This window comes from Shewanella sp. SG41-3 (assembly GCF_014164545.1).
Classification (GTDB): domain Bacteria; phylum Pseudomonadota; class Gammaproteobacteria; order Enterobacterales; family Shewanellaceae; genus Shewanella; species Shewanella vesiculosa.
Window position 1 is genome coordinate 550039 of record NZ_JACJFJ010000003.1, and the last position, 17344, is coordinate 567382.

Below are 17344 nucleotides of genomic sequence, written 5' to 3' on the forward strand. Positions count from 1 at the left end.
TTGATCAATTGTTAACTAGTTTAAGCTTAAACTGCGGCTTGGAAAATCACGCTGTCGGCTTTCTTAGTGTAAGAATCGATTTGGTCGAAGTTCAAGTAACGGTAAGTATCAGCTGCTGTTGCATCTAATTCTTTGGCGTATTCTTGATACTCTTCAACTGAAGGTAGGCGACCCAATAACGCGGCTACTGCTGCTAACTCAGCAGATGCTAAGTATACGTTTGCGCCAGTACCTAAACGGTTAGGGAAGTTACGTGTAGACGTTGATACGACAGTCGCACCTTCTGCAACACGTGCTTGGTTACCCATACATAGAGAACAACCAGGGATCTCGATGCGAGCACCAACACGACCGAAAATTGAGTAGTAACCTTCTTCCGTTAATTGATCGCGGTCCATCTTAGTCGGTGGTGCAATCCATAAACGAGTTGGTAGCGTGGTAGCAAACTTTTCTAACATCTTACCGGTAGCACGGAAGTGGCCGATGTTAGTCATACAAGAACCCACAAACACTTCGTCAATCTTAGTTTGTGCAACGCTTGATAATAATACTGCATCATCAGGATCGTTTGGTGCACAAAGGATTGGCTCTTTGATGTCGTTTAGGTTGATTTCGATAATTTCAGCATATTCTGCATCTTTATCTGCTTCCATCAACTGTGGGTTAGCAATCCATTCTTGCATCGCAGTAATACGACGTTCAATCGTACGACGATCGCCATAACCTTCTGCAATCATCCACTTTAACATTACGATGTTAGAGGTTAGATATTCAATGATTGGCTCTTTGTCTAGCTTAATGCTACAACCTGCCGCTGAACGCTCAGCAGATGCATCAGATAATTCGAATGCTTGTTCAACTTTAAGTTTTTCAAGACCTTCAATTTCTAATACGCGGCCAGAGAAAGCGTTGATTTTGCCTTTCTTCTCAACCGTTAGCAGACCCATTTCAATTGCTTTTAGTGGGATAGCGTGGACTAAATCACGTAAGGTAATGCCAGGTTGCATTTCGCCTTTAAAGCGAACTAGCACTGATTCAGGCATATCAAGAGGCATAACACCTGTTGCTGCAGCAAATGCTACTAGACCAGAACCTGCTGGGAACGAAATACCAATAGGGAAACGAGTATGTGAATCACCACCAGTACCTACGGTATCGGGTAACAACATACGGTTTAACCAAGAGTGAATAACCCCGTCACCTGGACGTAAAGCAACACCACCACGGTTCATAATGAAATCTGGGAGTGTGTGGTGAGTGGTAACATCAACTGGCTTTGGATAAGCGGCAGTGTGACAGAATGACTGCATGGTTAAATCAGCACTAAAGCCTAAACATGCTAAGTCTTTTAACTCATCACGTGTCATAGGACCGGTAGTGTCTTGTGAACCGACAGAGGTCATCTTAGGTTCGCAGTATTGGCCAGGACGAACGCCTGATACGCCACATGCTTTACCAACCATTTTCTGAGCTAAAGTATAGCCATTGTTAGAAGCGGCGATGTCTTGTGGACGAACAAACACTTTTGATGCTTCAAGTCCTAAGGTTTCACGCGCACGGTCAGTAAGGCCGCGACCAATGATCAACGGAATACGACCACCAGCACGAACTTCATCTAACAATACTTCGGTTTTAAGCTCAAATGTAGAGATAACTTCATCAGTGCCGTGACGCTTAACTACACCTTCATAAGGGTAGATATCGATCACATCACCAGTATCCATTTGATCAACGTTTAGTTCGATCGGTAATGCACCCGCATCTTCCATAGTGTTGAAGAAAATTGGCGCAATTTTGTTACCTAAACAGAAGCCACCAGCACGCTTGTTAGGCACATAAGGAATATCATCACCCATAAACCATAACACTGAGTTAGTGGCAGATTTACGTGAAGAACCCGTACCAACCACATCACCAACGTAAACTAAAGGATGACCTTTACCTTTTAACGCTTCGATTTCTTTGATTGGACCCACTACACCTGATTGATCAGGCACAATACCGTCACGGGCATTTTTTAGCATTGCTAATGCGTGTAGTGGAATATCTGGACGAGACCATGCATCTGGCGCAGGAGACAAATCATCAGTGTTGGTTTCACCAGACACTTTAAACACTGTTAAGGTGACTTTGTCAGCCATTTTTGGACGGTTTAAGAACCAATCTGCATTAGCCCAAGCCTCAACAACCTGCTTAGCAAAATCATTACCCGCTTGCATTTTTTCAACAACATCGTGGTATGAATCAAACATCAACAATGTATTTGAAAGTGCGGTAACCGATAGAGGTGCTAATGCTGCATTATCTAGTTGGTCAATTAACGGCTCAATATTGTAACCGCCTTGCATAGTGCCAAGCAGTTTAACAGCGTGTTCTGCGCTTAAAATAGGAGATGACACAGTGCCTTTAGCGACTGCATCAAGGAAAGCGGCTTTAACATAAGCGGCTTCATCTACTCCTGGTGGAATACGATTTTCGAGCAAGTCGAGGACGAATGCCTCTTCACCTGCTGGAGGTGTTTCAATTAACTTAACCAGTTCAGCCACTTGTTGTGCATCTAATGGCTTAGGGACTACACCCTCTGCAGCACGTTCTGCGACGTGTTTACGATATGCTTCTAGCACGGCAACATTCCTCTTTGTTTGACGCCTAACGGCGAAACTCAGCGTCATTATGATTACGCTGATAATTCCACTGGTTCGGGCTTGAAATCCGACCACCAGTATACTACAGCTTTATAAAAGTATGAATCAGCTCACACTACCAGAGGTATGAAATCAATGCGATTTATCAACCTAAAAATCAATTTAAACCCAAGTTCAATAAATTAAAATTAGACAATAGTTTGAAACAGCTAAAAAAATATTTAAATACATTAGCTTATGCGGTACCCGCTGATTAAACTATATACAAAAAGATATCTTGTTTTTTAAATGAAATATTTTTTAAAAAGTCTATTTTGATTGCGCCATAACAGCATCAAAGCAATAATTAGCGCTTAAGGTTATGCTGTTTATGGAGTCTGAATTGTGTCTACTCAAATAAAAGCCGTTATTTTTGATATGGATGGAATTTTAATTGATTCCGAACCCGCTTGGCAGTTAGCTGAGCAAACTGTGCTGAATAGTTTTGGGCTTAACCTCAGCCTTGAAGACGTGGAGCAAACCACAGGCTTGCGCATTGATCATGTTGTTAGCTATTGGCACCAACGTTTTCCATGGCCAAATTACGACAATACAGCGACGGCGAATACCATAGTTAATGAAGTAGTAAGCCAAATAAACGCACATGGTCACCCCATGTTAGGTGTGATTGAGTCGCTAGATGCGTGCAAACGTTTAGGGCTTAAAATAGGTTTAGCCACCTCTTCATCGTCATTAATTATCGAAGCAGTGCTGCATAAACTCGCCATAAGTCATTATTTTGATGCTATAGAGTCGGCTGAAAATTTAGACTATGGTAAGCCTCATCCCGAGGTATATTTGAATTGTGCTAAAGGCTTGGGCATAGCACCAAGCCAATGTATTGCGATTGAAGATTCATTTAATGGCTTAATTGCTGCCCGTGCTGCCAGTATGCAAACGGTGGCAATTCCTGCGCCTCACACTGCGACGCAAACCAAATGGGTTATTGCGCATCATCAATTGGCGCACGCAGGATTATTACCCGCATTACTTAACAAGGTCGCTGCGCTGCTAGAGCGGACTACGTCCTGCTAGGTTATAGGTCGCTGCGCTACTAGGGACACTGCTAAGATTTAATAGCATCTGCAGTGTCCTAGCTTCTAGGCTGTTAGCTTGTATAGCCTCTAGCCTCTAGCCTCTAAGTTTTTGGCTTAGATTGAATAATAACTGCCTAAAAGTTTTTGCCGACAAATAAATAAAATGCAGACTGGCCACTGTCATTAAAACCGAAACCTAATGCCGCGGGTCCCCAATCGGTATCGGTACCTAAATACAAACTACTACCGAAAATCAAATCACCTAAATCGACATCATCACGATTAAACCATGCATTACCAGCTTCAAGGCTAGTGCCTAAGTACAAAGGCAAATCGGTGATCAGCACATCGCGGCCAAGATCGTATTGGTAAATCACAGCACCAAAGACTTTATGGGCGCCGACCAAGGTATCTTTGCGGAAACCAGATAAGTTTAAGAAACCTCCTAAATCGGCAACATGCAAAGTAAAGTCGCCATCATTCTGGGTGGTTGCCAATTCCATTTTACCCACAATGGCATGATTACCGAGCTTTAATGCGCCTTTCCAATCGGCCTCAAATTGCCAGGCTAAATCATCGCTGTCAGTATTACTGACATTGCTTAAGCCTTTATATGACTCATCTCTTAAATAGCTGGTAAAGGTCAGTCTATTGCCTTCTGTTGGGAAACTAATGCTGTTGAGATTATCGTAGGCAACCTTAAAATAGCCGCCGGTTGAATGGAAATTAATTGAATCAACCAAGCCAAATTCACTGGTAACACGGCCATCTTCGGCGATAACACCAAATTCCATAATGCCATCAGAATTAAAGTTATAACCAATACCTAATACAATTTGTGCGACTTTATTCTCGAGTTGAAAATAACGGATATCTTGATCGTATAGATCCCAGTTTTTCATTTCATATTGAAATCTCGCTAAGCTGTAAAATGTTTGATCACGATCTAAGGGTTGATAAAACTCAGTCGCCACGCGCTTTTTAAAGCCAAGTTCTAATTCGTTACGCCACTCACCACCATTTTCAGTTAAGTCAGTCATGGTATACGCCAAACTTAAGGTAATCGCCGAATCTAAGGTGAAATCATCTTCCCAATTAAATCCCGCTTGAAAATAGTTTGGTCCCCATGATTTGGCCTTAGTGGTAATGGTCAGTATTCGCCCTTGATCAACATCTTCAAACTCAGCATCAACACGCTCAAATTTATTCAGTGAGTACACCCGATTTAGAGCAGAATCGAGTTCCTCTTTACTCAGAATAATACCTTCAGAGATCCCTAAACGCTCACGCAGTAATTTCTCACTGACTTTTGATTGATTATCAAAAGCAATTTTATAAATGGGTTTTTTAAGCGGGTCGTTCCACAGTAAACTTTGTTGTAATTTACTTGCTTGATAGGCTAAGTAATCTTGTTCACTAATGCCAAGAGGTTGTAACTTTACTAATTCTAACTTAGCGGCATCTTCACCTAATTTAAGTGCCAATGGCATAATTGAAAAATCAGTGGTACTTAAATTATCAATGGCAGGACGAATTAAGATATCGCTCGATGTCAGCAAGGTTTTTTGTCGTGCAGTGCTAGCTTGAGTCAACATAGTTGATAGCTGCTCTAATACAGCAATGGTGCTGTCTAAGTTTTCTTGCTTAGTTAATGGCGAACCGATATCAACAGCTATGATGATGTCTGCACCCATGGCTTTGACCACATCAATCGGCATATTATTGGCAATGCCACCATCAACTAATAAGCGGCCATTAATCAATGCTGGTTGCAATGCACCAGGTACCGTTGCCGATGCTTGCATTGCTTGCACAACACTGCCGCTAGATAACACCACGGCTTCACTGGTGGCTAAATCCGTCGCCACTGCTCGATAGGGAATCGCAAGTTCATCAAAATCACCAAACTGCTCAACTAAACCCGTCGAGTGGCGCAATAATTGCGACATACTTTGGCCACGTAACAAACCACTAGGAGAAGTTAAACTGTTATTGTTATAGCCCACTGTGAGTGGAATATTAAACTGATCACGTTGCTGTTTATCACGGTAGCTTAATTTATCGCGCGGAATAGTGTCTGAGTAGCCTTTAGACCATTCTCCACTGAGCATAATTTTTTCAATTTGGTCGGCGTTATAGCCTAATGCATACATGCCAGCAACATAGGCACCAATACTGGTACCCGCAATGTAATCAACAGGAATATGATATTTTTCAAGTACTTTCAACACACCAATATGTGCAGCGCCCTTGGCTCCGCCACCACTGAGCACTAAGCCAATTGTGGGCCTTTCTTTAGGCGCTTTTTTTGCTGCATAGGCAGGTTGCACCGCCAGGCAAAGGCACATACTGCTAGCCAAAAACCATATTAATAAGTTAAGGCGTAAGGTTGATTGCATAAATCATTCCGAAAGTAAGTAAAAACAACGCATTCTAACAACATTTAACCAATAGCCATACAAATGGATAGCCGCTATAGAATGATAGTGGTATCACAGAGAACCCATTAGTGTTCAATGCTCATTTGTCGCTTAATATCTTGTTCAAGATCAGCTTTGGGCATCGGCTTGGCAAAATAATAGCCCTGAATAATATGGCAGCCTCGTTGAGCAACTTGTGCAAGTTGCTCAGCGGTTTCAACACCTTCAGCAATGACTTCAAGCGAGAGATTTCGTGCTAATTCAATCACACTGCTTACAATAGCTTGGTCAGCTTGATGGGTGTCAATATGGATTAAAAATGAGCGATCAATTTTCAGAATATTGACTTGGAATGAACGCAAATACGCGAGCGAAGAATAACCGGTGCCAAAATCATCGATCGCAACATCAATGCCTAACTGCTTTAACGCGAGTAAATGTTGGCTGGCAATATCGACTTCTTTCATCAATACACCTTCAGTAATTTCTACCGACAAATATTTTGCAGGCATGCCAGTTTTATGTAATGTCGCAGTTAAAAAGTCGATAAAGTCTGGCTGCCTAAAATGCATTGCCGACACGTTAACCGACACTTTTATTTTACTTTGGTACTGCTGATGCCAGCTCGCGCCGTCGAGACAAGCTTGAGTGAGCACCCAGCGATCAATTTCCACGATGAGGCCACAAGATTCGGCTATCCCAATAAACACATCAGGCCGGATCATGCCATCTTTTGGGTGTTTCCAACGGATCAAGGCTTCAACGCCGACAATACTATTATGCTTATTCACATCAATCTGCGGCTGATAATACAGCTCAAACTCATTGCAAAGTATCGCTTGATGTAAATCAGCTTCTAAGCGTAAATGGTATAAGGCTTCAGCATTTCGCTCCGCGGAATAATATTGAAAATTACCTCGTCCCTCTTCTTTAGCGTGATACATGGCTAAATCAGCATTTTTAATCAAGGTTTCGGGGGTTTGGTCATCATCAGACCACATACTGATGCCTATACTAGTCGAAATGAAAAATTCCCGACCGTATAATTTAAATGGCATTTCTATTTGTTGTAACAGTTGTTTGGCTATGTGGTTGATGGTATCGACGTCTTTGGCATCACGCAGCAAAATAACAAATTCATCGCCACCAAAACGACACAACAAATGTTCTTCAGACAAGCAAGACTGTAACCGACTTGCGGCTTCAACCAATAAGGCATCACCCATACTGTGGCCATAAGAGTCATTCACATGTTTAAATCTGTCCAAATCTAAAAATAACAGTGCTAAGTTTTCATGATGCTGCTTTGCTGTTTCTATGACTTGTCCCAGACGGCGAGAAAACATCGCCCGATTCGCTAAGCCAGTTAACATGTCATTGTTGGCTAAACGGCGCAGATGGAGTTCGTTATGTTTGCGCTCAGTGATATCTGAAAATACCACCACATAATGTAATGCAGAGCCGCTCACGTTGAACATTGTCGAGATATTTATCCATACCGGACATCGGCTACCATCGTTACAATTAAACTCACACTCTCCAGTCCAAAAGCCCTCCTTGTCAAACACATCATCCATGTCGAAAGGTTCTAGCGTCTCAAACACTAATTTGGCAAACGGTTTTCCGACTAAATCGCTCTTTTGAGCTGCAAGAATTAAATTGGCCGCAGCATTGCTAATTTTGATGTGCTTATCGCTATCTAAGATCAGCATACCCTCTGAGGTATTTTCAAACGCTTGAGCTAATAAATTGACCTCACTTTCAAGCGCTCTTTGTTGGGTAATATCGGTATACATACCAGCAACATGTATTAACTTTCCACCACTGTGATCGACATCAGTGGCACGACCTTTAATTCGCAGCCAATGCCATTGCTGATCATATTGATTGTGATAGCGATACTCGATGTCAATCACGTCTGTTGCACATGTGATCAACTCATTCCAGGCTTTGGAAATCTGCTCAATATCATCTTGATGAATGGGAATGTCTTCTAGCTTTATGTCGATATGAGGCTCAGGTCCCAGTACACCACCGCGATTGTCTAATGAAAACATTCGAGTATGCTCATGCCATTGCCATAAATCTGAATCGCTACCTTTTAGAGCCTGGCGTAAGCGATCATCACTTTGCAGTAATGCAGTATTCATTTGTTTAAAGCGGCTAACCTGTCGCTGCCTAAAGATCAATATGGCCAATCCAGTTAGCAATATGATCAGTATTAATGCACCTTTAAATTGTTGTGATCGCCACCAAAACTGCTTTACCGTAAATCGATATTGAAATGGCTCACTCGTCCACACACCATTTTTTTTATACAAGAGTTCAAGCACATATTCCCCAGCACTTAAACCGGTAATATTAATTTGTGACTGCCCTTCCAGTAACACATAATTTCCCGCATCGGAGCCATTCTCAACCAAACGATATTGGATGGTCATGGGTTTATCGTCAAGGTAATCCAGTATGGCTATTTGGAAGCTAATTAGGCTCGCACCTGGTTCAACTTGCGATAACTGGCTTGGAATAAGATAAACCGCTGTTTTATCGTCATAAAATACAGATACAGATTCAAGTATCGCCTTATCATTGACCGTTCGCGGCGCTAACTTATCAAGATCGATGAGCATAGCGCCATCAGGGGTACCGACAAAAAAGCCTTTAGCAGGATCATAAAATTTTGCCGACTCATTAAATTCATCGGAAATAAAACCGTCTTTATGACTAAACGAACTGACTTTACCTGTCGCCTTATTTATCTTAATAATGGCACTGGCACAGCCAACAATATGATCGGTTGCAGTATCCTGTAAAAAGTACACCACTTTACAATCTATTTTCCACTGTTGATCCAGTGAGATTATCTTATTAGTTTGCGTATTGTATTGATAAATACCTTGTTGGGATGAACCAAACCAGAGCACACTTGGCGCCACTTGCATAACACTGGTAATCGTTGGAAGAATAGTAAAATTGGCAAATAGATTTAATTTAGAAACATATTCACCCTCTGTGGTTAAATAGCCAAAATGTTTATTTCCAGCTAACCATAGATGATGTTCAGTATCTCTTAATAGGGCACTATAGCGAGCATTAGTCAGTGATTGCTGACCGTCATTGAGCTCTTGTAGCGTCAGATCATCTTTACCATCTTGCCAATAATACAAGCCTTTCGTAGTCGCAAACCAAATGACATCACTAAACAATTTATCACGATAAATATTAATGATTACGCGATCAACCAGCGACGTTTTGCCACCACTCCAATCAGCAAAGCGAGAACTAATATTAGTTAATTTATTGACCACATATAAGCCGCTGGTCGTCGCTAAAACAAGGTGCTGCTCATCTAGGGAACTAATTTTATAAATACTGTCATTAAGTTCAAAACCCTTAGGGATCAGCATAATTGATGTTTGGTCATGGGTATTCACTACTGACAAACCACCATCAGTACCTAACCAGACAGTGTCACCCTCACTGTATATCGACCACACCATTTCATTATCAAGCTGATAAGGCGGCTTTTTAGAATAATCATCAATTAAAAAACTAGGCTTACCGGCAATGACCGCAAGACCATCTCCAGAGCCACCAATCCATAACAAACCATCGGCATCGACTGCCATATCATGGATGTAATCTATATTTGCACGTTGCTTAAGTTCGTCACGGTATATAATTAACTTATTGTTTTCTTGACTCCAAAAAATCAATCCTGCTCGACTTGAAATCCATAAATCACCGTTAAGATCTTGCTCCATTTGCTCAACATAATAAGGGATCTCTGCTACAGCCTGTACTGTAAGCGATTCAATATTAAGCTTAAAGACTCCTTTTGATGTCAACATCCATACTCGTTGTTGTTTATCTTGAAACAACTTATTAATGGTGCCATTTTTATCAGACCATGGAAATTGCCCAATGAAAGTCCCATCGGCATGATGAAGCTGTACCTCATGATTAGTCGAAAACAAATAATTAGTATTATGTAACTCAAGCGCATTTCGCCAAGGCAAATTGCGATCTAATGTATGGCTTGGGGATAAGGAAAGTTGCTGAGTGATGTCATCAAAATAATAAACCTGCCCTGAAAAGGCCAATATGAGTAAGCGCCCATCAAGCTGACGCTGAGTGGCCGCAACGTGAATACTGTTATTGATATTGGTTGCATCATTATCTTCAGGCCTAAGGATCAAACTAAAGTGATTATCTAAAATACTGTATAAATATAACGATGAATTGGTGCCAACCAGTAAATGATCTTGACCAGAGTTAACCACAGTAGAAATGAACTCGTCATCCAGAACTGAATCAAAACCGACTTTATCGATGCGTCGAACTTTACTGTTACTCACCCGGTACAGACCTTGCTGAGTCGCCAGCCAAACAAATCCATAATGGTCAAAGCTAATATCTTGAATCGTGGCATTAGCTAAACCATCTTGCGCATTAAAGACTCGCTGAACAATATCTGCGGCACTCACAGATGCAGCGGCTAACGAACACAGAATCAGACTAACAGCCCCAAAAATTACCGCTCTGATCATAAATTAAGCCTATACCTCAAAAAGATAATATTGATACTCATCGTTATAGCGTCCCCTAAACCGATACAAACTGATATTCTTGTTTAGTCACGCTGTAGATAAAAGAAACAGTATAACTTTCTACATTGAGAGGAAATAATGACATGTACATCTATGCATTATTTTTAACACATTTTGACAACGCTTTATAAACAATATTACTTTTTTATAATTATATGTTTAAAAAAAGTAATATGCTCCGCTAATGCTAGCTTAAAAAATCAAATTACAGGTAAAAAAAAGCACCCCTAAAGAGGAGTGCCTTGTGCTGTTCAGTATCAGTTTAGATTACTTCTTTTTCTTAACCGCTTTAGGGTTAGGTAAGTCAGTAATTGAACCTTCATACATTTCAGCTGCTAAGCCTACAGACTCATGCAATGTTGGGTGAGCATGAATCGTTAATGCGATATCTTCAGCATCACAACCCATTTCAATTGCTAGGCCAATTTCACCTAATAATTCACCGCCGTTAGATCCAACAATAGCACCACCGATCACGCGATGAGTCTCTTTGTCGAAAATTAGCTTAGTCATACCTTCACTGCAATCTGAAGCGATTGCACGGCCACTTGCAGCCCAAGGGAAAGTCGCAGTTTCGTAAGCAATACCTTGCTCTTTCGCTTCTTTCTCAGTTAGACCGACCCATGCTACTTCAGGATTAGTATAAGCAATTGATGGGATCACTTTAGGGTCGAAGTAGTGCTTCATGCCCGAAATCACTTCCGCAGCAACATGACCTTCATGCACACCTTTATGAGCCAACATAGGTTGACCAACGATATCGCCGATAGCATAAATATGCGGTACGTTAGTACGTAACTGCTTATCAACGTTAATAAAGCCACGTTCATCAACATTCACACCTGCTTTTTCAGCAGCTAAAGACTTACCATTAGGTGAACGACCAATTGCGACTAAAACAGCATCGTAACGTACAGGTTCTGTCGGCGCATTCTTGCCTTCCATTGTCACGTAGATACCATCATCTTTCGCGTCAACTGCGGTCACTTTAGTTTCAAGAATAAGGTTAAACTTCTTCTTAATTTGCTTAGTGAAAACGCGAACTACGTCTTTATCTGCAGCAGGAATAACTTGATCGAACATTTCAACCACGTCAATTTCGCTGCCTAAAGATGAATACACAGTACCCATTTCTAGACCAATAATACCACCACCCATAACAAGCAACTTACCAGGCACTTCTTTCAGTTCAAGTGCGTCAGTTGAGTCCCAAATACGTGGGTCTTCATGTGGAATAAACGGTAATTTAATTGGACGTGAACCCGCTGCAATAATGGCTTGTTCAAACTGAACAACAGTCACAGTACCATCTTCAGCAGTCACTTCTAAGCTGTTAGGGCCGGTAAATTTACCAAAACCATTAACCACATCAACTTTACGCATTTTAGACATTCCGCCTAAACCGCCTGTTAATTGGCTAATGACTTTATTTTTAAAGCTACGTAATTTGTCTAAATCAATCTTTGGCTCACCAAAAACCACACCATGGTCAGCAACAATTTTGGCTTCTTCAATGACTTTTGCTACGTGCAATAGTGCTTTTGAAGGAATACAACCAACGTTTAGACACACACCACCAAGGGTACTGAAACGCTCAACAATTATGGTGTCTAAGCCTAAGTCAGCAGCACGAAACGCCGCAGAATAACCTGCTGGGCCTGCTCCTAGTACGACTACTTGAGTTTTGATTTCGTTACTCATGATTTCCTCTAATCTTGTTCATTCCGTGTGAAAGACGGATCGGCCCAAATGTCGATGTCGCCAGCTTGAAACTTACGTTTCACGTCCAATTTCCTTTCAATTGCGAACTAAAAAATTGGGATGGGCGCATTTTATACTCAAATCAATTTGTTTGAAACCGATCACAATAAAAAGGTCGCTCATATGAGCGACCTTTATGCTTATAAAATCAATGTACGAATGTCTGAAAGTATCGCAGACAAGGTGACACTAAAGCGTGCAGCCATAGCACCATCAATAACACGATGGTCGTATGAAAGCGATAAAGGCAACATTAATTTAGGTTCAAACTCTTTTCCATTCCACTTTGGTTTAATTTCAGATTTTGATACACCTAAAATGGCCACGTCTGGATAGTTAACAATCGGCGTAAATGCCGTACCGCCAATGCCACCTAAACTTGAAATGGTAAAACAGCTACCTTGCATATCAGCAGACTTCAACTTGCCGTCACGCGCACGGATAGAAATGTCGGTTAATTCACGCGACAATTCAACAATGCCTTTCTTATCAACATCACGAACAACAGGAACCATTAAGCCGTTCGGAGTATCAACGGCAACACCAATGTGGAAGTATTTCTTCTGAATAAGTGACTCACCATCACTACTTAAGCTTGAGTTAAACACAGGGAACTCAGCTAATGCTTTGGCAACCGCTTTCATCATGAACACTAATGGCGTGATCTTATAATCAGCTTTTTTCTTCGCAGCAAGGTCATTCTGTTGCTTACGGAATGCTTCCATATCAGTGATATCAGCTTCATCAAACTGAGTAACATGTGGAATCGTAACCCAATTGCGATGTAAGTTAGGACCAGAGATTTTCTGGATACGGCTTAGTGGTATTTCTTCCACTTCACCAAACTTACTGAAATCAACCTTAGGCGCAGCAATCACGTTTAAGCCACCAGCACCACCCGAAACAGATGTTGATGCTGTAGCTTTAGGGCGTGACAACTCGTATTTCACAAACGCTTGCACGTCTTCTTTCAAAATACGTGCTTTACGACCAGTACCAGACACCTTAGTTAAATCTACACCAAACTCACGCGCTAAGCGACGTACCGCAGGTGAAGCATGCACAACACCCGTTGATGCTGTCACGCTTGCACTCGGATGATGTGGCACAGGTGGAGTTGATGGGCGGCTTGCAGCCATGGGTGCTGGTGCTGATGCAGCAGGTGCAGACTCAGCAGGAGCTGGAGCTGCTTGTGCTGCTGGCGCAGAGCTAGTCGTTTCAATAGTGGCAATTAAGCTACCTTGAGATACTTTATCGCCCACTTTAACGGTTAACGACACTAATTTACCGGCAAAAGGTGCAGGCACTTCCATGGTCGCTTTATCTGTTTCAAGGGTAATTAAGCCTTGATCAGCAGTGATGTCATCACCCACAGACACTAGCACTTCAATAATATCCACATCACTAGCATCGCCAATGTCAGGAACATGAATTTCTTGTACCTGAGTTGTCGTAGCAGAAGTTGCTGCTTGTGCTGGAGCCGCTTGCTCAACTGGTGCAGCAGCTTGTGGTGCCGGTGCTGAAGGTGCTGCTGCAGAAGCAGAGCCAGCAACTTCTAACATAATCACCAATGAACCTTCAGATACCTTGTCGCCAACGGCCACTTTAATCTCTTTAACTACACCCGCTTTTGGCGAAGGTACGTCCATGGTGGCTTTATCAGTTTCTAAGGTAATCAACCCAGTATCAACATCAATGCTATCGCCAACAGCAACTAATACTTCGATAACAGACACATCTGTGTCGCCACCAATATCAGGTACGTTAACTTCAATCACTTCTGCACTGCCAGCACTTGACGCAGCAACTGGCGTCACTGTTGCAGGTGCTGCAGCTTGAGCCACCGGCGCTTCAGCTTTTGGCGCTGGCGCAGCGGCTTCTTCTTTAGCAGGCGCAGCATCGGCTGCGCTCATCATCGCGATTAACGTGCCTTCAGACACGGTATCACCGACAGCAATTTTTAACTCTGCCAAGGTACCAGCAAAAGGTGCTGGAATGTCCATGGTTGCCTTATCGCTTTCAACTGTAATGATTGATGCTTCTTTTTCAAGAAAATCACCCACTGCGGCACAAATTTCAATAACCTGCACTGCATCAGTATCGATATTAGGAACCAAAACTTCCTTTAAATCAGCCATTTTGTATCCCCTTACGCGAACTGTGGATTGATCTTGTCAGCATCAATGCCATATTCAGCGATGGCTTTAGTCAGCACATCAACAGGCATTTCATTACGCTCAACAAGTGACTTCAGCGCCGCAATAACGATGAACTTAGCATCAACTTCAAAGTGATGACGTAAGTTTGCACGGCTGTCGCTGCGACCAAAACCATCAGTACCTAGTACTTTATAATCAGTTGGTACAAAAGCACGTAATTGCTCGCCGTAAATCTTCATGTAATCGGTAGCAGCAATGGCTGGTGCATCTGCAGATAATATTTGGCTGATGTACGCTTGCTTAGGTTTTGCTGTTGGGTGAAGCATATTCCAACGTTCAACCGTTTGGCCGTCGCGCGTTAGCTCGTTAAAGCTCGTCACACTGAACACATCAGCACTAACACCAAAGTCTTTCGCAAGGGCTTTAGCCGCTTTACGAACTTCTTCTAAAATGGTGCCACAACCCATTAGCTGTACTTTACCTTTACCACTACCGGCAACAGACTCCAGCTTATAAATACCTTTAACAATACCTTCTTCGGCACCGGCTGGCATTTCTGGCTGAACATAGTTTTCGTTCATTGTGGTTAGGTAATAGAAGATATCTTCTTGATTTTCGCCATACATACGACGAATACCATCTTGTACTACCACGGCAATTTCATAACCGTAAGTTGGATCGTAAGAAATACAGTTTGGAATAGTGTTCGCCAATACATGGCTGTGGCCATCTTGATGCTGTAAACCTTCACCATTCAAGGTTGTACGGCCAGAAGTACCACCGACTAAGAAACCACGAGCGCGCATGTCGCCAGCAGCCCATGCCATGTCACCAATACGTTGGAAACCAAACATAGAGTAGTAGATGTAGAACGGAATCGTTGGCATGTCGTTTACTGAGTAGCTGGTTGCAGCTGATACCCAAGATGACATGGCGCCTAATTCGTTAATCCCTTCTTGTAATACTTGACCGGTTTTATCTTCACGATAGTAAGCAACTTGGTCAGAATCTTGTGGAATGTATTTTTGGCCTTCGTGAGCATAAATACCCACTTGACGGAATAAACCTTCCATACCGAAAGTACGAGCTTCATCAGGAATAATTGGCACAATACGTTTGCCAATGCCTTTGTCTTTTAACAAGGCGGTTAATACCCGAACAAATGCCATTGTTGACGAGATTTCACGGCCGTTTGAGCCTTTTAAAATCGAGTCAAAGATTTTCAGTGAAGGCACTTCTAGCTCTTCAGTGAATTTTTCACGACGTTGCGGTAAATAACCTAACAATGCTTCACGACGACTCTTCAAGTATTTTACTTCTTCAGAGTCTGGACCTGGATGATAGAAAGGCAGATCTTCTAACTGGTCATCTGGGATCGGAATATTGAAACGATCACGGAAATAACGGATAGATTCAGCGCCCATCTTCTTCACGTTGTGAGCGATGTTTTTACCTTCACCAGCATCACCTAAACCATAACCTTTAACGGTTTTAGCTAAGATAACCGTTGGACGGCCTTTGGTTTTCTGTGCATGTTCAAGCGCAGCGTAAACTTTAACAGGATCATGACCACCACGGTTTAGGCGCCAAATGTCATCATCTGACATATTAGCAACCATTTCAGCAGTTTCAGGGTACTTACCAAAGAAATGCTCACGGGTGTACGCGCCACCTTTGGCTTTACAGTTCTGGTATTCACCGTCTACGGTTTCTTCCATTAACTGTAATAACTTACCACTGGTATCACGGGCCAATAATGGATCCCAATAACGACCCCAAATCACTTTAACCACTTCCCAGCCTGCGCCGCGGAATTCGCCTTCAAGTTCTTGGATAATCTTACCGTTGCCACGAACAGGACCATCAAGACGCTGTAAGTTACAGTTAACGATGAAGACTAAGTTATCTAATTCTTCACGGGCTGCTAAACCGATAGCACCTAATGCTTCTGGCTCATCACACTCACCGTCACCTAAGAAACAGTAAACAGTTTGCTTTGAACAATCTTTTAAACCACGGTCAGTCAAGTACTTCAAATAACGCGCTTGGTAAATGGCTTGAATAGGACCTAGACCCATAGATACCGTCGGGAACTGCCAGTAAGTCGGCATTAACTTAGGATGCGGGTACGAAGAAAGGCCTTTGCCATCGACTTCTTGACGGAAGTTAGCCATTTGCTCTTCAGTAATACGACCTTCAAGGAAAGAACGCGCATAAATACCAGGTGCGATATGACCTTGGAAATACACCAAGTCACCACCATCTTGCTCATTAGGAGCACGGAAAAAATGGTTAAAACACACATCGTAAATTGTCGCGCTAGACGCGAAACTTGAAATGTGGCCACCAAGCTCTAAATCTTTTTTAGAACCACGTAACACCATTGCCAAGGCATTCCAACGGATAATCGCCCGAATACGGCGTTCCATTTCTTGGTTACCTGGCATGTTTGGCTCTTGGCCTGCAGGAATAGTGTTTAAGTAAGCAGTGGTCGCATTGTAAGGTAAGTGAGTACCGTTACGACGCGCTTTGTCGATTAATTTTTCAAGTAAAAAGTGTGCACGTTCAGGCCCTTCTTGCTCTAGCACAGCTTGCAGAGCATCAACCCACTCTTGGGTTTCTGATGGGTCTAAATCTTGAAGCATATCTTCAGACATCTCGCAGTCCTTCTCT

The 17344-nt window shown here is 42.3% G+C and carries 7 protein-coding genes; 1 reads left to right on the forward strand and 6 read right to left on the reverse strand.

Going from position 1 to position 17344, the window contains the following annotated elements; all coding sequences use genetic code 11:
- Window positions 1–26: 26 nt before the first annotated feature.
- Window positions 27–2624: a bifunctional aconitate hydratase 2/2-methylisocitrate dehydratase gene (gene acnB / locus H5164_RS08405; protein WP_124015341.1), complete on the reverse strand. Its 2598-nt coding sequence runs from the start codon at window positions 2622–2624 to the stop codon at window positions 27–29.
- A gap of 402 nt (window positions 2625–3026) precedes the next feature.
- Here acnB and hxpB point away from each other — a divergent pair, with 402 nt between their 5' ends.
- Window positions 3027–3719 carry a hexitol phosphatase HxpB gene (gene hxpB, locus H5164_RS08410; RefSeq protein WP_310736178.1) on the forward strand — a complete coding sequence of 231 codons (693 nt, stop codon included), beginning with the start codon at window positions 3027–3029 and terminating at the stop codon, window positions 3717–3719.
- A gap of 136 nt (window positions 3720–3855) precedes the next feature.
- Here hxpB and H5164_RS08415 read toward each other — a convergent pair whose 3' ends face one another.
- The 5 genes from H5164_RS08415 to aceE all read right to left on the reverse strand — a co-directional run bounded on the left by H5164_RS08415 (window position 3856) and on the right by aceE (window position 17328).
- Window positions 3856–6120: a patatin-like phospholipase family protein gene (locus H5164_RS08415; RefSeq protein WP_182755593.1), complete on the reverse strand. Its 2265-nt coding sequence runs from the start codon at window positions 6118–6120 to the stop codon at window positions 3856–3858.
- Window positions 6121–6227: 107 nt separating this feature from the next.
- Window positions 6228–10691, reverse strand: a complete 4464-nt coding sequence (locus tag H5164_RS08420) for an EAL domain-containing protein (RefSeq protein WP_182755595.1) — start codon at window positions 10689–10691, stop codon at window positions 6228–6230.
- 327 nt (window positions 10692–11018) lie between these two features.
- The gene (lpdA, locus tag H5164_RS08425; protein WP_124015345.1) at window positions 11019–12452 is read right to left on the reverse strand and encodes a dihydrolipoyl dehydrogenase; all 1434 of its coding nucleotides are present in this window, start codon (window positions 12450–12452) and stop codon (window positions 11019–11021) included.
- Window positions 12453–12652: 200 nt separating this feature from the next.
- Entirely contained in the window at window positions 12653–14650 is a 1998-nt protein-coding gene (gene aceF, locus H5164_RS08430) for a dihydrolipoyllysine-residue acetyltransferase (protein WP_182755597.1), read from the reverse strand.
- An 11-nt stretch (window positions 14651–14661) separates the two neighbouring features.
- Window positions 14662–17328, reverse strand: a complete 2667-nt coding sequence (gene aceE / locus H5164_RS08435; protein ID WP_182723559.1) for a pyruvate dehydrogenase (acetyl-transferring), homodimeric type — start codon at window positions 17326–17328, stop codon at window positions 14662–14664.
- Window positions 17329–17344 lie beyond the last annotated feature (16 nt).